18 protein-coding genes are annotated in these 20,711 nt (G+C 41.5%); 5 read left to right on the forward strand and 13 right to left on the reverse strand.

Annotated elements, in window-relative coordinates:
* Both IEX94_RS02240 and IEX94_RS02245 read right to left on the reverse strand, forming a co-directional pair.
* Complete coding sequence (locus tag IEX94_RS02240) at positions 1–423, reverse strand: Na(+)/H(+) antiporter subunit B (RefSeq protein WP_156854071.1); 423 nt, start codon at positions 421–423, stop codon at positions 1–3.
* Positions 410–2,821 (reverse strand): Na+/H+ antiporter subunit A, encoded by a 2,412-nt coding sequence (locus IEX94_RS02245; protein ID WP_188855857.1) that lies wholly within the window; start codon positions 2,819–2,821, stop codon positions 410–412. Before IEX94_RS02245 ends, IEX94_RS02240 begins: the two co-directional genes overlap by 14 nt.
* Positions 2,822–3,288: 467 nt before the next feature.
* Here IEX94_RS02245 and IEX94_RS02250 point away from each other — a divergent pair, with 467 nt between their 5' ends.
* Positions 3,289–3,975, forward strand: coding sequence for a universal stress protein (locus IEX94_RS02250; RefSeq protein ID WP_188855858.1), 687 nt, complete (start codon positions 3,289–3,291; stop codon positions 3,973–3,975).
* A gap of 173 nt (positions 3,976–4,148) precedes the next feature.
* Here the strand turns inward: IEX94_RS02250 and IEX94_RS02255 are convergent, their stop codons facing one another.
* Positions 4,149–4,832, reverse strand: coding sequence for a phosphoribosylaminoimidazolesuccinocarboxamide synthase (locus IEX94_RS02255; protein WP_188855859.1), 684 nt, complete (start codon positions 4,830–4,832; stop codon positions 4,149–4,151).
* 167 nt (positions 4,833–4,999) lie between these two features.
* Between IEX94_RS02255 and IEX94_RS02260 the strand changes: the two genes are divergently transcribed.
* Positions 5,000–5,617: an NUDIX hydrolase gene (locus tag IEX94_RS02260; RefSeq protein WP_188855860.1), complete on the forward strand. Its 618-nt coding sequence runs from the start codon at positions 5,000–5,002 to the stop codon at positions 5,615–5,617.
* A gap of 275 nt (positions 5,618–5,892) precedes the next feature.
* Here IEX94_RS02260 and scpC read toward each other — a convergent pair whose 3' ends face one another.
* The 3 genes from scpC to IEX94_RS02275 form a co-directional block, all read right to left on the reverse strand.
* Entirely contained in the window at positions 5,893–7,413 is a 1,521-nt protein-coding gene (gene scpC / locus IEX94_RS02265; RefSeq protein WP_188855861.1) for a succinyl-CoA:acetate CoA-transferase ScpC, read from the reverse strand.
* A 140-nt stretch (positions 7,414–7,553) separates the two neighbouring features.
* The gene (locus IEX94_RS02270) at positions 7,554–8,198 is read right to left on the reverse strand and encodes a LytTR family DNA-binding domain-containing protein (protein ID WP_188855862.1); all 645 of its coding nucleotides are present in this window, start codon (positions 8,196–8,198) and stop codon (positions 7,554–7,556) included.
* 36 nt (positions 8,199–8,234) lie between these two features.
* Positions 8,235–8,714 carry a PaaI family thioesterase gene (locus IEX94_RS02275; RefSeq protein ID WP_370459747.1) on the reverse strand — a complete coding sequence of 160 codons (480 nt, stop codon included), beginning with the start codon at positions 8,712–8,714 and terminating at the stop codon, positions 8,235–8,237.
* A 342-nt stretch (positions 8,715–9,056) separates the two neighbouring features.
* On the opposite strand from IEX94_RS02275, the gene IEX94_RS02280 reads away from it, so the two are divergent.
* Entirely contained in the window at positions 9,057–10,118 is a 1,062-nt protein-coding gene (locus tag IEX94_RS02280; protein WP_188855863.1) for an NAD(P)/FAD-dependent oxidoreductase, read from the forward strand.
* 401 nt (positions 10,119–10,519) lie between these two features.
* On the forward strand, positions 10,520–11,167 hold the full coding sequence (locus IEX94_RS02285) for an SDR family oxidoreductase (RefSeq protein ID WP_188855864.1): 648 nt from the start codon (positions 10,520–10,522) through the stop codon (positions 11,165–11,167).
* 290 nt (positions 11,168–11,457) lie between these two features.
* On the opposite strand, the gene IEX94_RS02290 is transcribed toward IEX94_RS02285, so the two are convergent.
* Positions 11,458–12,036 (reverse strand): bifunctional transcriptional activator/DNA repair enzyme AdaA, encoded by a 579-nt coding sequence (locus IEX94_RS02290; RefSeq protein ID WP_188855865.1) that lies wholly within the window; start codon positions 12,034–12,036, stop codon positions 11,458–11,460.
* Positions 12,037–12,100: 64 nt separating this feature from the next.
* On the reverse strand, positions 12,101–13,354 hold the full coding sequence (locus IEX94_RS02295) for an APC family permease (RefSeq protein ID WP_188855866.1): 1,254 nt from the start codon (positions 13,352–13,354) through the stop codon (positions 12,101–12,103).
* Between the two features lie 245 nt (positions 13,355–13,599).
* On the opposite strand from IEX94_RS02295, the gene IEX94_RS02300 reads away from it, so the two are divergent.
* Positions 13,600–14,157: a DEAD/DEAH box helicase family protein gene (locus IEX94_RS02300; protein ID WP_156856229.1), complete on the forward strand. Its 558-nt coding sequence runs from the start codon at positions 13,600–13,602 to the stop codon at positions 14,155–14,157.
* A 379-nt stretch (positions 14,158–14,536) separates the two neighbouring features.
* Here IEX94_RS02300 and IEX94_RS02305 read toward each other — a convergent pair whose 3' ends face one another.
* The 5 genes from IEX94_RS02305 to IEX94_RS02325 all read right to left on the reverse strand — a co-directional run bounded on the left by IEX94_RS02305 (position 14,537) and on the right by IEX94_RS02325 (position 20,468).
* Complete coding sequence (locus IEX94_RS02305; protein WP_156856228.1) at positions 14,537–15,517, reverse strand: ring-cleaving dioxygenase; 981 nt, start codon at positions 15,515–15,517, stop codon at positions 14,537–14,539.
* Positions 15,518–15,649: 132 nt separating this feature from the next.
* The gene (locus IEX94_RS02310; RefSeq protein WP_188855867.1) at positions 15,650–15,973 is read right to left on the reverse strand and encodes a DUF378 domain-containing protein; all 324 of its coding nucleotides are present in this window, start codon (positions 15,971–15,973) and stop codon (positions 15,650–15,652) included.
* 149 nt (positions 15,974–16,122) lie between these two features.
* Positions 16,123–18,750 (reverse strand): cation-translocating P-type ATPase, encoded by a 2,628-nt coding sequence (locus IEX94_RS02315; RefSeq protein ID WP_188855868.1) that lies wholly within the window; start codon positions 18,748–18,750, stop codon positions 16,123–16,125.
* A gap of 664 nt (positions 18,751–19,414) precedes the next feature.
* Positions 19,415–20,104, reverse strand: coding sequence for an LrgB family protein (locus IEX94_RS02320; RefSeq protein ID WP_156856225.1), 690 nt, complete (start codon positions 20,102–20,104; stop codon positions 19,415–19,417).
* A complete protein-coding gene (locus IEX94_RS02325; protein WP_188855869.1) occupies positions 20,097–20,468 on the reverse strand; it encodes a CidA/LrgA family protein in 372 nt (123 codons plus the stop codon). Before IEX94_RS02325 ends, IEX94_RS02320 begins: the two co-directional genes overlap by 8 nt.
* Positions 20,469–20,711 lie beyond the last annotated feature (243 nt).

The following is a 20,711-nucleotide window of genomic DNA, read 5'->3' on the forward strand; positions in this document are numbered from 1 at the left end:
CTACACATCCTCACTAATACTTAAGATAATCGTAATTACAACCCCAACTACCGCGAACGATACACCAGCTTCAAATATCGTCACAGTACTTAATTCAATTTCCCCGAAAAAAGGTACTACAAAATTACCGAAGCTTTGAGTAAGAAATGGCACATCAAATACAAATGCACCAAAGCCCGTCCCAACTGCTAGAAATGCTCCAAATGCAGCAACCTTTTTGAAATCGAGCGGAATACCCTTCTTAATCGTTTCAATATCAGTTACGAGAAGCAGCAGTACAAACGCAGCTGAAAGGGCAAGTCCGGCAATAAATCCACCGCCCGGACTGTTATGCCCCGCGAAAAACAGGTAAACAGCCAAGGTCAGGATAATAAATACAGCAAGCTTCGTAACGGTACGCAAAATGACATTATTGATTTTCAAACTTATCCCCCCGATTTCCTGCCTTCAGTTTAATAATGGAGTACACTCCAATTCCGGCAATGAGGAGCACAACAACTTCAAGCATCGTATCAAACCCACGGAAGTCACTTAGAATCGTATTCACGATGTTGCGTCCGCCTGCAAGTTCATAAGAGTTCTCGAAGTATGTCGAAATCCGGTCAAACAAACGATTATTTTGAACTGCCAAAGCCACGGCAGTGAACGATGCACCAAAACCTATTGATATAAGCAATTTCGACAGATTTATTCTCCGTGGTTCGTTTTCCTTCTTCCATTCCGGTAAGAAATAATAAGCAACAAGGAAGAGAACGGTTGTTACCGTCTCAATGACCATTTGCGTTAGTGCAAGGTCGGGCGCTCGGAAGATAACGAATAACAGCGCAACTCCGTAACCCAAAACACTATTTAGGAGAATAGCAGTGAGCCGGGATTTTGCAAACAGAATGGAAATAGCCGCAATAATCAGCGTCAGTGCAATGATCCATTCAAAAATTGATATCTCCGCATTACCTGAGATCGTAAAGTCATATGATCCCGTCAAGACAAAGGCTCCTGCCACGAGCAGGATAAAGAATAAATAAATATACATTAAATAATGACGTAAAAGACCTGTCATATAACTGTTCGTAAACTTCCTGGACGATTTAACACTTTGCTCCAGTGTGAAGTTATACAATGTATTCAGCGACCAGCCTATCGGGAAAATCGCATAGATCCAGCGCCAAGCTCTTGGGAAGGAATAGAGCAAGATACCGAGCACGACGACACCAATTGTCATCCAAAGTGCTGTATTAAGCCCATGCCAAGCCGATATTTCTACACCTAAATTCATTTCTGTTACAAGGGTCGGGAACACACTTTCCACCGCTGGACGGATAATATAATTTCCAAGCATGTTCGGCATGAGGAAAATAAGCACGACGAGTCCTGCCAAAATAACAGGAGAAATCAGCATACCGCCAGGTCCTTCATTTGCCGGTCGTTCCAGCCTTTCTTCCTTATATGGTCCAAGAAAAGTCTGAAATACGATAATCATACTGTACACAAAAGTGAAAATACTTGCCACCCACGCTACTATCGGAATCAAATTACCGATTGTATCCATATGAAATATACCAAGCTCGGTAATATCAACTGCTGCTTGGAAGAACATTTCCTTACTTAGAAAACCATTGAATGGAGGTAAACCAGCCATGGAAAAACTTCCAATCAAAGACACGGTAAACGTAATCGGCATAATTGTTGCCAAACCTCCGAGTCTTCTGATATCCCTTGTCCCTACTTCATGGTCCACAATTCCAACTGCCATGAATAATGCACCTTTAAAGGTGGAGTGGTTCACAAGATGGAACAATGCGGCGAAGGTTGCTTGTGAGTAAAAGACAGATTCTGTAGAATAACCGAAGTGAAGGGCAACGGAGCCCATTCCGAACATACTCATAATCATCCCAAGCTGACTAATCGTAGAAAAAGCAAGAAGAGCCTTAAGATCTGTTTGCCGCACAGCCTGAAATGAACCCCAAAACAGCGTAAACAACCCTACTCCAGTCACAATCCAGAACCATATCCCCTCACCACCAAATATTGGTGTAAAACGGGCAACCAAATAAATTCCAGCCTTTACCATTGTCGCAGAGTGTAAATACGCGCTGACCGGCGTCGGCGCTTCCATCGCATCTGGCAACCAAATATGGAATGGGAATTGAGCAGACTTTGTAAACGCCCCAAAGAGGACGAGCAACATGGCCGGCACAAACAAACCGTGCCCCGTCATCTCCGGCATGATCTGAATAACTTCCCGCACACTCAGCGTTCCGGTCATTGTATAGATCATTAAAAATCCAATAAGCATACCAAAACCGCCACTTACCGTGATAAGTAATGATTTCTGTGCTCCTTCCCTGGAACGCTTCCGCTGATACCAGAATGCAATTAAGAGGAAAGAAGAAATACTTGTCAGCTCCCAGAACACATAAAGCACCATCATGTTGTCAGATAGCACGACACCAAGCATCGCACCCATAAACAGCATTAAATACGTATAAAAATGTCCCAGCTGTTCATTTTCAGACAAATAGTAAATCGAGTAAAGGATCACAAGTGTTCCAATACCCGTAATAAGTAGAGCTAAAATTAAGCTAAGCCCATCCAAATAAGTGGTAAAGTTAATTCCATAGGAAGGAATCCATGAAATGGTGTGCAAAAAAGTCTTACCGTTTGCAATCTGAGGTATATAAAACAAAAGATAGCTAAATAATGATACAGCAACAATCATCGGTAATAATCCGATATGCAGCCGCGTTCCTTTTTTATAGAAAAGCGGGTTAAGCATTGCAGCTAAAAAGGGTATAAGTACGACGAAATTCAAAGTTACCAAAATCAAACCTCCAATCAAAAGTCACCTGTCGACTGCATAAAACATACAGGATTTCTTCAAGAAAACATGCCGGTGTTGTTGTATATATGAAGTTATTTCATGATACCTTGACTTAATAAGTTACGCGTATGATAATTAAGGGGCAACAAACCATTCGGAAACAAAGAATGTTGAATAGTATGTTATAAAATATTATGTGATTTTGTAGTAAAACCTTTGTGGAATTGATATTACAAGTATTAATTATACATGAACATTAAACTGCTTGCACTTCAGAAGACTGGCGGGGCCTAAAAATAAATTTGTGTATTACTATTTTTCCCGTTTCCACATACTTATAACATGAAGTAAATATTTTCGGTTAGGTCTTCACGAACATTAGAATACATGTTAAAATGATACAGTTTCATCAAACAAAGTGAATTAAACAGCAGAGTAATTAGGATAAAGAGGTGAATTTTGCCATCATGAAAAATATTAAAGGCCGTATGGATGAAAGGATTTTAGTCTGTGTTTACTATGGGCCAAATGGTGAGCGATTAATCCGGAGAGGGCATAAACTTTCTCAAATTATGAATTGCCCATTATATGTGCTGACAGTAGACCCGCTGCCATACGACGACTTCGATGCGGAACGATCGAATTATGTGGAGGCTTGGGAAGAGTTATGCGATCAGCTTGGTATCGAAGAATTCATCTTGCGCGATAACGAAAAACGTCCGGTTGCAAAAGTAATAGCCGAAGTCGCCCATAGCCGGAACATCACGCAAATTGTTGTCGGGCAGACGCCACAGAGCCGCTGGGAAGAAATTACAAAAGGCTCCTTCGTCAATTCAATTTTGAAAGAAATAACATTTGTCGATGTGCATATCGTATCCGTCGACCGCTCTCTAAAAAGCGATGCCGATACGGATTACGAAAAAGGCGTTCGTGCATTTTTAATCAAAGACGGGGACGAATACCGGATTACCTTCACAAGAGCGAGAGAAAATTTATATGAAGGAATCTTTTATAAAGAAATCGGCACAGACTTTAACAATGGGATCTTTAAATTTGTCACAAAGCATGGTAAAACTCGCCAACTCCATATAACAGACGACCTAGCAATAGGGGAAATCAAAGATGAACCGAATGTAAAAGTTGAGAAGCATTAGGGTAACCAAGAACAAAGGAGGAAGCACCCTTACAGTAAGTTTCGCGGGCGCTTGCGCCGGACGTGGCTAACCAAGGATACCTAAGTTAGCCATAGCATTTAATTTAAACGTTTCCTATACAATAAACAAAAATACCCGGAACGAGCAGCAATGCACGGTTCCGAGTATTTTTTTTATTCTGTGGTCATGATATTCGCGAGTTCAATTGGGTCGATTGCTTTACCATCACGACAGACGCGCATGTTGCCGCCGGAGATTTCGTCGATTAAGATAATATTCCCTTCTTTATCACGGCCGAATTCAAGTTTAATATCGTAGAGCTCAATATTTTTCCGAGCGAGTTCTTCCTTAATAATATCGGAAATATCAATAGTTAATTGTTTTAACGTCTCATAATCCCCGCCGGAAAGAATACCGAGCATGCTAAGTGCATCCCTGCTGATTGGTGGGTCATTACGCTCGTCATCTTTCAGCGTAACCTCCACAAACTTATCTAGTTCTTGCCCTTCCTCCGCGTATTTGCCGTAGCGACGGAGGAAACTACCAGCTGCCCGGTAGCGGCAAATAACTTCCAAACCATCACCGAAAGCATCTGCCGGTATGACGGTCATCGTTGTCTCATCTAAATCACTAGCAATAAAGTGAGTTGGAATATTTCTCTCCTTAAGTATTTCGAAAAATAATGTGGTAAGCTTCAGCCCAGCCTGACCTGCGCCTTCCAGTGTCATCCCAACCGTATTCGCACCCGGGTCAAAAACACCAGCATCCCCTGTCACATCGTCTTTAAATTTCAATAAATAATTACCATTATCAAGTTCATAGACATCTTTCGTCTTACCTTCGTATAGTCGCTTCATTTTATCCCTCAGTTCTATGGGTGTGTTATGCCTATTATTTTAGCATAGAAATTTGCGCTTGAAAAAGAACATGAGCTTATATACACTTTTGCACAAGCAGCCAAAAGAATATTTCCATATTTTCATGTATAATAGTAATCAAGAGAAACATGCACGGAGGTGACGTAATGGATGCATCTAAAATACTTGCTAAATTAGAAAATAGAACACCCCGGGTTATGGGCGAACAACATTATAGACAATCTGCCGTACTTCTCCCCCTCACATCCATTCAGAATGAAACCCATATCCTATTTGAAGTAAGGGCGATGCATATGCGGAGTCAGCCTGGAGATGTCTGTTTCCCTGGTGGGAGGATCGACCCGCAAGATCCAAGCCCGAAGCATGCAGCAATCCGGGAAACAACGGAAGAGTTGGGGATTAGCGCTAAGAATATTGAAGGGTTGACACCTCTTGATTATATCGTTAATGACAGCGGCCGCATCATTTATCCCTTTGTAGGAACCTTGCTTCAATCGGAAACAATCGTTCCAAACGAAGCTGAAGTAGCAGAAGTATTCACCGTCCCGCTCGATTTCTTCCTAGAAACAGAACCGGAAATTTATAAAGTCCGTGTCCACGTGACGCCAGAAGATAATTTCCCATTCGACCGTATTGTCGGTGGCAAAGACTATAAATGGAGCGCCAACCATATCAATGAAATCTTCTATCAATACAACGGCAAAGTAATCTGGGGACTAACCGCAAGAATACTCACCCACTTCCTTCAGCTCATTAGAAAATAAACGAGACTAGAGTCAGTGCATTTGTCCTAATTCTTAAATGCAACAACGTAAAAGGCATATACGCTTCCCGCCCGAAGCATATATGCCTTTCTTTAACGACGTCTGGCTCCAGCGCCCGGCAACTATCAAACTTCACACTCCTCCAATCGATAAGTCAACATCAACTCACTGCGTTCGTTGTGTTTCCTTTATCTCATTTCGGAGTGCTCCAGTTTGTACGTTGCTAACCGGGCGCTTCCGCCTTTTTATATAATTAACCCCTTTTTGTTTGAAACCTAACCCTCTACTTTTTCTACAACACGTTCTCTCATTGTTCCGTTTTTCATAAAGTTTGTATGCCAGGAGAGTGCTTTCTCAAGGACATGCGGTGTCTGCCCTCCGCGTCCGAGTGCTTCCTGGTAATATGCCCAAAGCTGTTCCCGATACATCGGATGGGCACAGTTTTCAATAATGAGGGGAACCCGTTCTCTTGGTGCGAGCCCCCGCAAGTCAACATACCCTTGCTCCGTTACAATAACATCTACATCATGTTCCGTATGATCAACGTGTGATACGAATGGCACAACACTAGAGATGTCGCCATTTTTTGCAATTGATTTCGTAACAAAAATTGCAAGTCTTGCATTACGAGCGAAATCTCCTGATCCACCGATACCGTTCATCATTTTCGTTCCGGTAACATGTGTCGAGTTCACGTTTCCATAAATATCTAGTTCAAGTGCAGTATTAATGGATAGGAGACCTAGTCTGCGGATAAGCTCTGGTTGGTTGGATATTTCCTGTGGGCGAATGACAAGCTTATCCCGGTATTTCTCAAAGTCACCGAAGACAGTTTCCATCTTTTCTTCCGATAAAGTAATGGAGCAGGCAGAAGCAAAATCGACTTTCCCCGCATCGATTAAGTCAAATACAGCGTCCTGCAATACTTCGGAATAGACTTCAAGATTTTCAAATTCCGACTCCAGCATCCCATGCAATACCGCGTTCGCTACCGTTCCAATACCCGACTGCAGTGGCATAAGTTTTTTCGTTAAGCACCCTTCCTCGATTTCATCCCTTAGGAAATCAAGCAAGTGATCAGCCATTTGCTGCGTTTCTTCATCCGGCGGTAAAATAGTCGATGGAGAGTCCAGCTGCTCCGTAAAGACAATTCCTTTAATTTTATCTATATCTAATGGAATTCCGATATCTCCGAGACGATCGGCCACTTTCGTTAATGGAATCGGCTGTCTTTCCCCTTGCACTGCCGGGCTGTACAAGTCGTGTACTCCCTCCAGATTTTCCGGTTGAGCTGTATTGATTTCAATTATCAAATGGTCCGCCGCTTCAACAAAAGCTAGGTTGTTCCCAACGGATGTAGTTGGGATCAGTAATCCATCTTCCGTTATCGATACGCCTTCGATGATTGCGTAATCGATTTCAATTACACCCGAACGCAAGAGCTCAGCAGTATGGGACAAGTGCTGGTCGGCAAACAAATGATCCCCTGAGTTAATTGCTTTACGCATCGCTGGATCAGCCTGGAAAGGAACTCGTTTGTTCACAATGCCCGCTTCTGCTATCATCTTATCAATATCAGAGCCGAGGGAGGCGCCCGTGTATACGTTTACTTTTATGTCCTCGCCATCTTTCGCTCGCTCCACTAATGCTCTCGGTACTGCTTTCGCATCGCCTGCCCGCGTAAAACCACTCAAGCCTAGTGTCATTCCATCTTCTACCCATGATGCCGCAACTTGCGCAGAAGTAACACGATCATGAAGCTCCGTAAGATGTATGCGCTTTAATCTTTCCCGCATGAAAATTTCCCCCTTCTCTAAAAAGATCTCTTACAAATAATATTACAAGAGAATTAGGGGGAAATTGGATTTCCAGGATAGACTTCATATTAATTTGATTAAAACAAGCCTAATTGTGAACAAACCATGAATTTTTTGCATTAAAATCCTAACAATTTTCGAAAATAACTAGAATAGGATTGACTTACCGGAATCTTCTCCCCGCCGATCATCGATAATAATAAAGTCGAATGCGTGTCAGGGAAAATTTCTTTAATATGGTGTACATTCACGATAAAAGAACGATGGCAACGTACAAATATATCCCGAGGTAATAAATATTCAAATTCCTGAAGGGTGTTCTTATGTGTCCCATAATCATGTTCAGCGATGACGTGGGTTTTCCTGTCTTTCGCTTCTAAAAACTGCACTTCCTGAAAAGGAATCGGTTTCCAGCCATCTTCCGTCCGCACCGTCACGACCGATTTCCCATCGGTGAATGCTGGATAAATAGCCGTGACACAACCAGCCACTTCTTTTCCTTCAAAATAAGGTACAGCCATTCCATGATAAGGCACACCGAATACAGAACGGTCGATGAACTCGGAGGATTTTTGCTTCGTTGCAATAGCTTGATATGCGATCGTTCCTTCCTTAATTGGATCTCCTGGCGTAATTTTTAAATCGATTCGTTTACTCCTGCGATAATAAATATATTCCTTCGTATCCGAGACTGCGATGGATACTTCATCAGAAAAAAGTTCGCCCATGACATCCAATAAGGAATCTAAATTCAACATCTTCATGTTCCACCTCATCATTCGTTTAAAGCTTTATACTTACTATGCATTCTGGAAAGTTTTCGGCATGACGACTGCGACAACTTCCCCTTTAACAACACATTCCTCACCGGCAAAGACCTCAGCATGTACTTTCCACTTCTTCGGATGAACTTCTTCTACCGTCCCAATCGCTGTCAAAGGTACACCTTGTGGAGTCGGTTTCATAAAATCCAGATGGAGCGATGCTGTCACAAATCTTGGAGGTTCTGCCCCGTCCCCCGGTTCGTGACCATTTTTCCGGTGCAAGGCCAATGCTGCCGACCCTGTTCCATGACAATCAACAAGCGATGCAAGCACACCACCATAGACAAAACCTGGTATTGCCTTATGTTCGTCTTTCGGCTGATATTCTGTCCTCGTCTTCTCCCCTTGCCAAAACGTCCGGAAATGATGCCCCGCTTCATTTAATCTGCCACACCCATAACACCAAGCAAACTCATCCGCATATTCATCTTGGATAGCAATTCCTTCCTTCACCATCACTTTTCCCCCTTGTATAATTACTCTTCCACACATTGAAAAACTACCTTTAGTATATCATATATCTATTTGGTTGCCCTTTCACATGTTTTAACGACTGAGGCCGTTAGTAGCGGAATTTACTTAACTTTGGTAATCTATAAAGTGGAACTTCATTCAGTGGTGCGAGCTTTTCTCCCCTGCTGAATGATCTAAGCCAATCGGTCCGTTACTGGTTGCTAGGCCTCCCCTTTCGTATTAACGAGTTAACTAGCGTTTGAAGTTGGGAGGGCTTACAGCGAGTTACACTGTGATAGATTGGGAGATAAATAGTGATGCGAACAAACTTAAGGGGGTTATTTCATGAAGAGGCTAGTAATACTAGGCGGGGGTTACGGCGGGATTAAAGTGCTCTCCGGATTGCTAGAAAATTATCTTCCAGACGATATAGAGATTACATTGATTGACCGGAACCCATTTCGTTCCTTAAAAACTGAATTCTATACGATTGCAGCCGGAACGGTCGCTGATTCAGAAGTACGTGTGGAATTCCCGGAGGACAAGCGGGTCCAGTATATGTTTAAAGAAGTTACAAAAATTGATACAGAAAATAACAAAATCATATTCGAAGACCCAGAAGATACACTTCACTTTGATTACTTGGTAATTGGACTCGGTTGCGAAGACAATTATCACGGCGTTAAAGGGGCCATCGAATATACAGAAAGTGTTCAGACCTTTTCTAAGGCAAGACATACAGGCGTCGCGGTCGGTAACTTGAATGCTTACGGGAAGGTTACTGTTGTAGGAGCTGGTTTGAGCGGAATTGAAGTAGCTTCTGAAATCCGCGAAAGCCGGCCGGACTTGAACATTCGCCTGCTCGACCGGGGACCGACTGTTTTGAAAGCATTTGATGAGAAAATCCAAAATCATGTAGAAAGATGGTTCATTACCAATGATGTCGATGTCATTCATCACTCCAATGTTGAATATGTAGAAAAAGACGGTGTGTGCAATAATGGTGTCTGTTACTTGAATGATGTCACTATTTGGACCGCTGGTGTAAGACCTGTCTATCTTGTCCGTGAACTGCCATTCGAAAAAGACATGCATGAAAAGATCATCGTTAATGAATATTATCAAGTACCAGAGCAACAAAATATTTTCGTCCTTGGTGACTGTGCCGCATCCGAACTTTCGCCAAGCGCCCAGCTTGCAGGGGCTCAAGGAGAACAGCTTGCTGAAGTCTTACTCGCATTATTCCGCGGCAAAACCCCGAGAAAACCACGCCCAATCAAGTTAAGAGGCACACTTGGATCCCTCGGGAAATCGGATGGGTTCGGTAATATGATGACAATGCCAATGACCGGGCTCCTTCCCCGTTTAGCAAAGTCTGGCGTATTATGGTTGAACAAACGTCACTAATGTTAATAAATCTCACGCTATATTAAGGGTAAACCATACTTTAGAGGAGTGAGATCTTACGTTTCATCTTCAAGCTTACTGTCAGTTTGATCGCCGCATTCCTGTGGTTGTTCTAACACTCCAAATCAATAGCTTGAATTCTTTTCATCATTTTGCTAAAATAAAACAAAGTAATAAAAGAACAAAGGCGGAAGCGCCCGTTTAGCAACGTACAAACTGGAGCACTCCGGAATGAGATAAAGGAAACACAGCGAACGATAGTGAGGTGATGTTGACTTATCGATTGGAGGAGTGTGAAGTTTGATAGTTGCTGGGCGCAGAGCGGACGTGGCTAGACCTGGTTAACTAAGTTATCACGGCATTTTTATTTTATAGTTTCCCATTAGAAAGGGGAAGAATTCATGAACGTGTTGTTGATTGGAGCAAATGGTCAAATAGGAAAACATATCATCCAGCTCGCGAAAGACGAAGCTGATATTTCCTTAACGGCAATGGTACGTAAAGAAAAACAGCTAGATGAGTTGAAAGCAAACGGCACAGATGCAGTACTGGCAAACTTAGAAGGTTCGGTTGCTGATTTAGAGAAAGCAATAGACGGGGCAGACACTGTTATCTTCACAGCAGGATCAGGCGGTCATACAGGAGCTGATAAAACCATTCTCGTTGACCTCGATGGCGCAGTGAAAGCAGTTGAAGCTGCTGAAAATGCTGGTGTTGAACGTTTCATTATGATCAGCGCATTCCAGGCACAGAATCGTGAAGCTTGGGCGGAAAGTCCAATCAAACATTATATGGCAGCGAAGCATTATGCTGACCGCTTCCTCTTGGATAGTAAATTGAAGCATACGATTATTCGCCCAGGAAGACTAGAGAACGAAGCAGGCACTGGGAAAATTCAAGCAGGTGACTTGAAGGAATATGGTGCAATTGCGCGAGAAGATGTTGCGAAAACGGTAATCGCGAGCTTAAAAAATAAAAACACCGAAAACACGTCCTTTGATATCATTTCGGGTGAACAGTCGATTGAAGACGCGATTAAAAACTTATAAAGTGAAACTTCATTCAGTGGGGAATTCCTTACCTCCCCTTCTGAATGTTAGTTGAACAGAATCAGGGATTTACGGACTGTATCCCCCCCACCTTCACATGTTGGGCTTCCCTCATGTTTGGAGGTGGGGGTATTACAGACCGTTAATCCGTGATAAAAATGTAATAAAACTCGAATCAGCGTGCATGATGCTCATTCGAGTTTTTTTATTCGAATGACTTTATATGTGATTTAAGGACAGGATTGTTCAATAAGAAACTGCTTATTGTACATAAATTTCTACATGGTCTCTTAATTTACCTTCTTATTGTTAATTCTAAATTGGTGAGGTGAGCAGCCACATATTTTTTTAAAGTGTTTGTAGAAACTAGAAAGATTCTTGTACCCTATCTGAAAGCATATTTCCATGATGTTATGATCTGTATTCAATAATAAACTCTTGGCTTTATGAATTCTTATATTTTCAAGGTATTTGTGTGGCGTGCTACCTAAATTTTCTTTGAATATTCGACTTAAATGATAGGGGCTTACGCCAATTTTGACAGCAAGGTTGTTCAAGGTGACTTTTTTTTCATAGTTCTTTTCTAAATAAAATTTTGTTTTCTCCACTACTTCTTGTTGAGGGTCATAAATGTCAATAAAAAGCTCAGGTCGACATCTTTTACATGGTCGAAATCCTTGTTGTAGAGCTTCCATAGCATTTTTAAAAAAACATATATTTTCATAGTTAGGGGTTTTGGATTTACAAGATGGTCGACAAAAAATACCAGTTGTCTTTACGGCATAAAAAAACTTACCATCATATCTTTTGTCGCATGTAACTATTGCTTTCCACTTTACTTCGAATGAAAATAGATTATTTGATTTCATGGATTAAATTCTCTCCAATTGATAAAGTTTCTATTAGCTAATACCGCCAGGTAAGCTTTACATATCACCAATAAACAAACCTTTTTTGAAATGTCATATAGATAACATATAAAGCGGTAATGATTATAGGGACAAAGATGTATAATTGAAAAAACGGTAATACAAGGATACAAAAGATTAGTGAAAATAAAGAAGACCACCAGGGTAAGGTTTTATTTTTAAAAAGTTTAACACCAGCAGCCATAGAAAAAATATACACTAACACTCCTAACGAAGTCGGAATAAATAAAATATCGTTAAATGTCATTGTCAAGTATTCTGTAATAATAACTCCGATACCTGCAAAACCAATTACAAAAACAACCATACGTCTTGGGACTTGTTTAGTTGGATGCATATGTGATAATTTTTTTGGAAACGCACCATCTCTACTCAAAGAGTATCCGAGTTGCGCTAGGCTTGCTACAAACGCATTTGAAGTTCCTATACATATGAAAAATGCCGAAATAGCGGTCACAATTTGTGCACCTACTCCTAGTGTTTCCTCCATTATAACGCCAATTGGTGAAAGATTACTCTCAATACTTCCGTATGTCCCGGTTCCGATTGTTACAAAACTTAGCGCTAAAAATAATATCCCTATAATTATTACACTAATAATGGTACTATTAACAATATTTTTATCTGGATCTTTAAAGTGATTAGCAAGATTACAAATAGCTTCCCATCCAAAAAATGCCCAAAATATTGCTGTTATTGCTGTTCCAATTGAGTACCATCCATTAGAGGCAAAGGGAGTAAAATTTTCCAATCTGATGCTCGGTATTGAAATTATGATGGTAATTGTAAGCATTAATAGTAAACAACCACTTATGATTAACGCAACTTTACCACTAACCTTAATTCCGTTATAATTTGCTGTACCTGCAATTACTAAAATGATCAATGCAATTAAAGTTCTTGCTAGATCAGAAAATCCAAATGCTTGACTAATGTAAAATGCCCCAGTTAAAGATACAATCGTTTGTCCAACTGCAGCAGTGACAAAGTAAAACCAACCTACAATATTTCCGGAATGAAATCCAAATGATTTCCTTACAAAAGTTGCAGTACCCCCAGCATCTGGGTATTCACGTGCTAGACAAGCAAATGTGTAGGCGAGTGGAAGATTAGCAAGAATTACAATTATCCAAGACAATATGGATGCAGGGCCTGCAATAGAAGCTGTAACCGATGATATAAATAGAACACCCGATCCAAGTATTGCAGCAATATACAATGCTATACCTTCATATAAACCAATAGAACGCTTTCCCATAAATATCCCCTCTTTCAATTAAAACATTAACACTTCAAGGGATTTAATTTCTTCTCTTTTCTTGCGTTCTAATTCCCTATTGTTAATTTCGTAGTAATAATTTTCATTGGCATATAGTTTCTTGAGAGTCATTGGGATAGCTATTCAACTATAGGGCGCGTTAATCAAAGAAGGGTTAACGCTCTTTTCGTCGAATATATTGTAATAATGGGGCAGGTTTGTTTCAAAAGAAGAGGAGGAAATCAATGAAATTCGTACTTATATTTGGACCTCAAGCTGTTGGAAAAATGACAGTAGGGCAGGAATTAGAAAAGATAACCGAATTGAAATTATTTCATAACCATATGACCATCGAATTACTTGAACCATTTTTCGGTTTTAGTCCAGAAATGTGGAGATTATCAACTCTATTTAGGACGGAAATATTTAAGGCAGTAGCTGAGAGTAAACAAAAAGGCTTAATATTCACCTATGTATGGGCATTTGACCAACAAGATGATTGGGATTATGTAGATAATATATGTGAAATTTTTGAATCCAAGGAGGCAAGTATTTATTTTGTAGAATTAGAAGCCAATCTTGACGAAAGAGTGGAACGAAATAAAAGTCCACATCGTCTGGAACATAAGCCTACAAAAAGAAATGTTGATTGGTCAGAAAAGGAAATAAAGGAGACAATGAAAAAATACAGATTGAATTCCAAAAAAGGTGAAATTAAAAAGGAAAATTACATAAGAATTGATAACACTAATTTGAGTCCTATGGAAGTAGCTAAGATTATATCAGAAAGATTTAATTTATAACCTTATGAATAAGAGAGCCCTAAAATAATCAATCTCTTTATTATAAAAAGTCTTGCTATATCTAAAAGTGAAGAATCCATTTTGATTAATCTTTTTTCAAAATGGATTCTTCTAATTACAGTAATATGCGGGGTTGTGATGTACTTTTAGCTTTTAACCAAAAAATAATCCACCCTTGAGTTGGTCGCTCGAGTGGATTATTTGCTGCCAGTCGCCCTTGTAGGGAACCTAGCTATTGGATAGACAGAAGGTAGTAGCACATCTTCTGTCATTTTTAATTTATTCAGTTTCTAATATTAGAATACCCCAACTTAATGGAAAAGAATAGGTAAAGATTGAATAAATCTTGTTTATTATCCAGTCTATCACGGTCTCATTCTTAATATTCCTTTTCAATTTTCTTTGTACTTCTCACCGTATCAATCGGACGGACCATCTTTTCTATCTGTTCGCGTTTCGGCTCTAAGAACGGTGGCAAGGATAGCTTCTCACCCAGTGTTTCGTAAGGCTCATCCCCCATGAATCCCGGACCATCCGTTGCAAATTCAAAGAGAATCTGTGGAGCTACCCGTGCATACAAGGAACCAAAGAAGAAGCGATCAACAAACCCGGACGTTGGGAAACCAAAGCTATCCATCCGGTCTATCCACTCATCAAGAACAGAGCGGTCCTCGACTCGGAAAGCTGCATGGTGAACAGTACCGAAACCTTGACGGTGCGGCGGCATTACTACGTTTTTCTCCACTATCACTTGGGCACCATTTCCACCCTCGCCGACCTCAAATAAGTGTGCGCCATCCTCTTCTGCAATCTCTTTAAAAAGCAAGACCTTTTCCAGCATTTCTTTAAAATAATCGAACTGGCTCACGCGGATAAAAATTGGTCCAAGGCCAGTAATCGCATACTCTAACGGGATAGGGCCATTCTGCCATGGAATACCGGAAGCAATTCCTTCATTATTTTCATCTGAAATAAGCTGGTAGTTCTGATCATCAAAATCAACAAATGAGATCGTCTTCTTACCAAATTGTTCTTTAATTCCAGTATGTTTCACTTCAAGACGGTCAAAGCGTTTTACCCAGTAATCCAGGGCTGCATCACTTGGCACGCGGAAAGATGTTTTATAAATCTCATCGGTCCCATGCACCCCTTTAGGTATACCTGGAAAATCAAAGAATGTCATATCTGTTCCAGCATTTCCTTCATCATCGGCGAAAAATAAATGATACGTTTGAATATCGTCCTGGTTCACTGTTTTCTTCACAAGGCGCATTCCTAACACATACGTAAAAAACTCATAGTTCTTCTCGGCACTACTTGTAATCGCGGTTACGTGGTGAATTCCTTTTAAATGATTCATTCATTACCCTCCACAAATTCAGTTTATATTAATTAAAGTATTTTTAATTCATTATATGTAGATAATAACAGCTGTAAACATTCTTGTCAACAATAAAATAACCCCTTCTATTTGAAGTGGGTTATTTTACACTTACAGATCATCTCTGTCTCGTGGTGGGTTTTCTCGTTCTCTACGATACTCTGGGTCAAAGTCATCGGCAAATTCCGTTCCGAATGTCGCCTGGTTCGTTGTCTGGACGCCGCGATCCATATCTGTATCGGTTTCTGGATCAAAGAAAAAGCTTAGACAAATTAATCCGCTTAAACCGACAAGTCCATACACAAGTCGAGAAAGACCCGCGGCCTGTCCGCCAAAGATGCTTGCAACGAGGTCAAATTGGAATATAGCAATAAGTCCCCAGTTAATCGCTCCAATGATTACAAGTGCCAATGCAATTTTTCGTAACGTATGCATTGTCAACACCTCCTAAAATAGTTACAATCATAGCTTTACAAATAAACTGTAAATTATTCATAATAAAGATGAATGTACCCGTTTAGGATCCCATTATTTTATAATTTTTAAAGCACAAAAAAGCAGTAAGGAATTTTCCTCACTGCTGCTTACAAAGTCTTTTCTAGCCATGTTTGAATAACTTTCGCACTCTCCATTGCTATTAGGGCTATAATGGAAAGTCCGATACTGATCGCGAACTCCCGGAAACCAAATTCTGGTGGGATATTGAAGATTTCTCTTGCAAATGGCAATGTCGTCATACCGTATAAGAGAAAACCTATCACAACGGCGCCGAGTACATATTTATTTTGGAAAAAGCCTGCGCCGATTGCTGTCTGTGTATTCGAACGGGTTGCAAACGTTTGTAATGTCCGGGAAAGGATGAGCGTTGAAAAGGCCATTGCCACCCCCATTTCCGCAGAGTGACGGATTCCAAGATAAAAGGCAATAATGACAACGGTCGCAATCATAACACCTCTTGTCATGACAGCCCGTAATGTCCCACCTTCAAAAATGCCTTCATCTATTTTCCTCGGTTTCCGGTCCATAATATTCGGTTCCGGCTTTTCCATCCCGAGTGCAATTGCCGGAAGTGAATCATTTACCAGGTTGACAAATAAAAGCTGCAAGGCAGTAAACGGATTCGGTAAATTAAAAATAACCGCGTACAAAATAGCGATAATCGCTCCTAAGTTCCCAGCAAATAAATAACTGATCGCTTTTTTAATATTGTCGTATACCGTGCGCCCAACACCAACCGCTCGGACAATCGAAACAAAATTATCATCGGTTAAAATCATCGCAGCAGAGTCTTTCGCTACATCTGTTCCACTTCCCATTGCGACACCAATATCAGCCTGTTTCAATGCCGGTGCATCGTTCACACCGTCTCCAGTCATCGCTGAAATCTTACCTTTTCGTTGCCAGGCTTGGACAATCCGAATTTTATTCTCTGGTGAAACACGAGCATAAACAGATATCGATGTTAACTTTTCATCCAGTTCCGCATCACTCCACCCGTCCAATTCTTGACCGGTAAGCGCTATATCTCCTTCCCGCGCAATACCGATATCTTTCGCAATTGCCTGGGCAGTTGTTTTATGATCACCAGTAATCATGACCGTTCGGATTCCTGCATTTGTCGCTTCGCGAATCGAGTCATATACCTCTTCCCGAGGCGGATCAATCATCGCTGTGAGACCTATGAGGACAAAATCAAATTCATCTTCTGCGGTAACGGTCACCGTGTCTTCTGGAAACTTTTTATAACCATAGGCAAGCACACGAAGGGCCTGATTGGAAAATTCCTCATTCATTTCGGTAAATTTCGAGAGCAATTCTTCAGTTGCCAGAACTTCTTCGCCAGCCTGTAAAACATGGCTCGCCCGCTTCAGCATAATATCCGGTCCACCCTTTGTAAGGAGCAACCGCTCTCCACCAATTGAATGAATTGTTGACATGAGCTTCCGGTCTGAGTCAAAAGGCAATTCTCCGAGGCGAGCGTAAGTTTCCCGGATTTCCTCATATCTTTTCCCCTGTTCATTGACGAACTGGATCAGCGCTGTTTCCGTCGGATCACCGATTTCCTTTCCGTCCGGATCTATCCTTGCGTCATTACAGAGGGCAGCAACATTGCGCAACATCTGCTTTGCCTTCTTAGCCGTTTCCTCTTCCTTCCCTAACACAAAATAATCAGTGACCGTCATTTTATTCTGGGTTAATGTTCCAGTTTTATCTGTACAGATGACACTGGCACTGCCCAACGTTTCAACGGCAGGAAGTTTTCGGATGATGGCATGCTGTTTTGCCATTTTATTCGTACCAACGGATAAGACAATTGTAACGATCGATGACAAAGCTTCAGGTATCGCTGCCACCGCAATCGCGACGGAGAACATTAATGCGTTCAATAATGCTGTTCCGGTTGCTACTTCTGAATTCCCGAACCATATTCGCAGCGCCTGTATGGCAAAAATTAAAATACAGAGGATTAAAATGTCGAGACCAAGCTTTTTCGAAAACACTTCAAGTTTTTGTTGCAGCGGGGTTTGCTTTGCTTCCGCCGTTTGAATCAGGTCAGCAATTTTTCCAATCTCCGCCTGTTCAACTGTACCTGTTACAACAAACCTCCCGCGGCCATTTACGACGAGAGAACTGCTATAAACAGAGTTAAATCGATCCCCGAGTGGAGCTTCTCCAGATATCGTTTTCGTATTCTTCAAAACGGCTTCAGACTCCCCGGTAAGCATGCCTTCATTTACCCTAAGCGATTCGCTTGAGATGATTCTCCCGTCAGCAGGAATATAGTCTCCTGCTTCGAGCAATACGATGTCTCCTGGCACGAGTTCCCGGGCTGGTATTATCGTATTGGTGCTATCCCGAATGACCTTCGCTTCCGGGGCTGACATATCCCGTAATGCCTCGAGCGAGCTTTCTGCTTTTTTTGTCTGAATGACACTGATCACGGAGTTTATAATGAGTACGAGAAAAATAATGAGCGATTCCGCGATTTCACCGAGCAAAATCTGAATGCCTGCCGCAGCAAGCAGAACAATGACCATCGGATCCTTGAAGGTTTCGAGGAATAATTTCCAAGTTGCGACTTGTTCTTTATCTGCTAGTTCGTTATAGCCAAATTCCTTTACTCGTTTCTCTGCTTCGCTTTGTTTTAGTCCTTCCGTGGTTGCTTCAAGTTCTTCCAGTACTTCTGTTGTGTCCTGTTGGTAATATGCCATCGCGCTTGTTCCTTTCTCCTGGATTGAATAAAAGGTTCACTATAATGAATACCACAATTCAAACATTCTATTCTTTTTTATAAAACCTAAAAAATTAAAAAACGAATTGCTTTCATTCAGCGTGAGTGTATGCAACTTACTCCTGGAGGTCCGCAGTCCAGACACCTCTCGCTTTCCGCGGTCGGCCGGCAAGCCTCCTCGCGCTATCGCGCTGTGGGGTCTCGCCAGGCCTATCCTCCCGCTGGAGTCTCGAGGTGTCTGGACTGCTCCGAGGAAAGGTCAAATTTGGAGCATTATTTTTCATTTTAGTAAGAGGACGCTTATCAGTGACATATTTTCCATTAATAATAATCCTTTCTACCAGTTCAGTTGCCGGTGGACGGTGACTCCTGCGGGAAAGCGGAGACGATGAGCCCCCGCAGGAAGTGCCTTTCTTCCGAGACAGACTAAGAACGCTCTCGTATGTGGCAACGTCTGACATTAACATCCTGTGCGTCGAGGCTTCGGCTTTGCCTTAGAATGCGCATCCGTCCACCAGGCAACTGAACGGCGATTAGAGAGCCAGTCTGGGGAGCGCGCAAAACCCTTACGCTGAATGAAAGGAATCGTGGGTTTCCTATATTTTGCAAAGATACATCTTGCTTGTCTCAAGCTATTTGTTGGATTACAAAAATAACAAGGCGCATAACGGTGCAAGGATGGAAACGATGATCGCGCTGAGTATCATTGCAATGGAACTTATGGAACCTTCTAAGGCGTCTCTATCCATGCTCGTAGCTGTACCGATTGCATGCGAAGCGCTCCCCATACCAATTCCTCTTCCAATCGGTCGCTCCAATTTAAAGAGTTTAAATATAACTGGACTAATAATTGCCCCGGAAACTCCAGCTATGACAACGAAAACTGCTGTCAAGGATAGCGGTCCTTCCAATGTCTCACCAATAGAAATCGCTACTGGAGTCGTGACCGATTTTGGCAGAAGTGCAAGGATCAGTTCCCTCTCGAAGCCAAGCGCTTTTGCCATGAACAGACCTGTCGTTACCCCCACGAAAGCACCAATCGTGACTCCTGCGAAAATTGGTTTCATGTATTTCTTCAGCATGTCATAATGCCTATAAAGTGGTAACGCAAGCGCTACTACCGCCGGCCCCATCAGAAATTCAATCCACTGACCGCCAATCATATATGTTTCATAAGGGATATCAAAGAGAAGTAAAGCGAGAATCATAATCGCAGAAACAGCGACAATCGGGAGAGTGAGCGGTGATTGAACCTTTTTATGGATAGGAAGAATAAGTGAATAGATAATGATGGTCACAGTAATTGCGATTATACCAATTGCAATTTCATTCATGTTGTGTTTCCTTTCCGTGGGCCAGCTGTTCACTAACCGCTCCGCCTACTCCCATGACAAGCGCTGTGCTGATTACTGTAATAAGGAGAAGGAATATCCCTTTCCCTTTAAACAATTCAAGGTATTCCATAAATCCGATGGTCACCGGAATAAAGAATAAGGTGAGATGTCTTAACAAAAGGGAAGTCCCTTCTTCCATCCACTTTATTTTAATGATTCCCATTTTTAATAGAAGAAATAAAAGAAGCATACCAATGACACTGCCTGGTATGAATAAGTGAAAAACTTCCTGAAGAAAGTTCCCAATCAGGAGTAAAGCATATAAGAAGAAAATATGAGTAATAATGCGAAATACGCCAACCAACTGCAAAAGCTCCTTCCTTCAACAAACAGTCTATCCCAAGTATAGCAGAAAGTTGAAGGTTTATTAATAAAGTGAAACTTCATTCAGTGGGGTTTCCTTACCTCCCCACTGAATGTTAGTTGAACAGAATCAGGAATTTACGGACTGTATATCCCCCACCTTCACATCTTGAGCTTCACTTATGTTTAGAGATGGGGATATTACAGACCGTTAATGCGTGATAAAGTGAAACTTCATTCAGTG

The sequence above is a fragment of the Oceanobacillus indicireducens genome, assembly GCF_014647195.1.
Lineage (GTDB): Bacteria > Bacillota > Bacilli > Bacillales > Amphibacillaceae > Oceanobacillus > Oceanobacillus indicireducens.

What these genes read in the sequence shown, in the direction of transcription:
- IEX94_RS02320 (WP_156856225.1), bottom strand. Translation starts at nt 20,104, where the DNA reads ATGAATGAAATTGCAATTGGTATAATCGCAATTACTGTGACCATCATT.
- IEX94_RS02315 (WP_188855868.1), bottom strand. Translation starts at nt 18,750, where the DNA reads ATGGCATATTACCAACAGGACACAACAGAAGTACTGGAAGAACTTGAA.
- IEX94_RS02250 (WP_188855858.1), top strand. Translation starts at nt 3,289, where the DNA reads ATGAAAAATATTAAAGGCCGTATGGATGAAAGGATTTTAGTCTGTGTT.
- IEX94_RS02305 (WP_156856228.1), bottom strand. Translation starts at nt 15,517, where the DNA reads ATGAATCATTTAAAAGGAATTCACCACGTAACCGCGATTACAAGTAGT.
- IEX94_RS02270 (WP_188855862.1), bottom strand. Translation starts at nt 8,198, where the DNA reads ATGAAGATGTTGAATTTAGATTCCTTATTGGATGTCATGGGCGAACTT.
- scpC (WP_188855861.1), bottom strand. Translation starts at nt 7,413, where the DNA reads ATGCGGGAAAGATTAAAGCGCATACATCTTACGGAGCTTCATGATCGT.
- IEX94_RS02300 (WP_156856229.1), top strand. Translation starts at nt 13,600, where the DNA reads ATGAAATTCGTACTTATATTTGGACCTCAAGCTGTTGGAAAAATGACA.
- IEX94_RS02260 (WP_188855860.1), top strand. Translation starts at nt 5,000, where the DNA reads ATGGATGCATCTAAAATACTTGCTAAATTAGAAAATAGAACACCCCGG.
- IEX94_RS02290 (WP_188855865.1), bottom strand. Translation starts at nt 12,036, where the DNA reads ATGAAATCAAATAATCTATTTTCATTCGAAGTAAAGTGGAAAGCAATA.
- IEX94_RS02255 (WP_188855859.1), bottom strand. Translation starts at nt 4,832, where the DNA reads ATGAAGCGACTATACGAAGGTAAGACGAAAGATGTCTATGAACTTGAT.
- IEX94_RS02280 (WP_188855863.1), top strand. Translation starts at nt 9,057, where the DNA reads ATGAAGAGGCTAGTAATACTAGGCGGGGGTTACGGCGGGATTAAAGTG.
- IEX94_RS02310 (WP_188855867.1), bottom strand. Translation starts at nt 15,973, where the DNA reads ATGCATACGTTACGAAAAATTGCATTGGCACTTGTAATCATTGGAGCG.
- IEX94_RS02285 (WP_188855864.1), top strand. Translation starts at nt 10,520, where the DNA reads ATGAACGTGTTGTTGATTGGAGCAAATGGTCAAATAGGAAAACATATC.
- IEX94_RS02275 (WP_370459747.1), bottom strand. Translation starts at nt 8,714, where the DNA reads ATGGTGAAGGAAGGAATTGCTATCCAAGATGAATATGCGGATGAGTTT.
- IEX94_RS02295 (WP_188855866.1), bottom strand. Translation starts at nt 13,354, where the DNA reads ATGGGAAAGCGTTCTATTGGTTTATATGAAGGTATAGCATTGTATATT.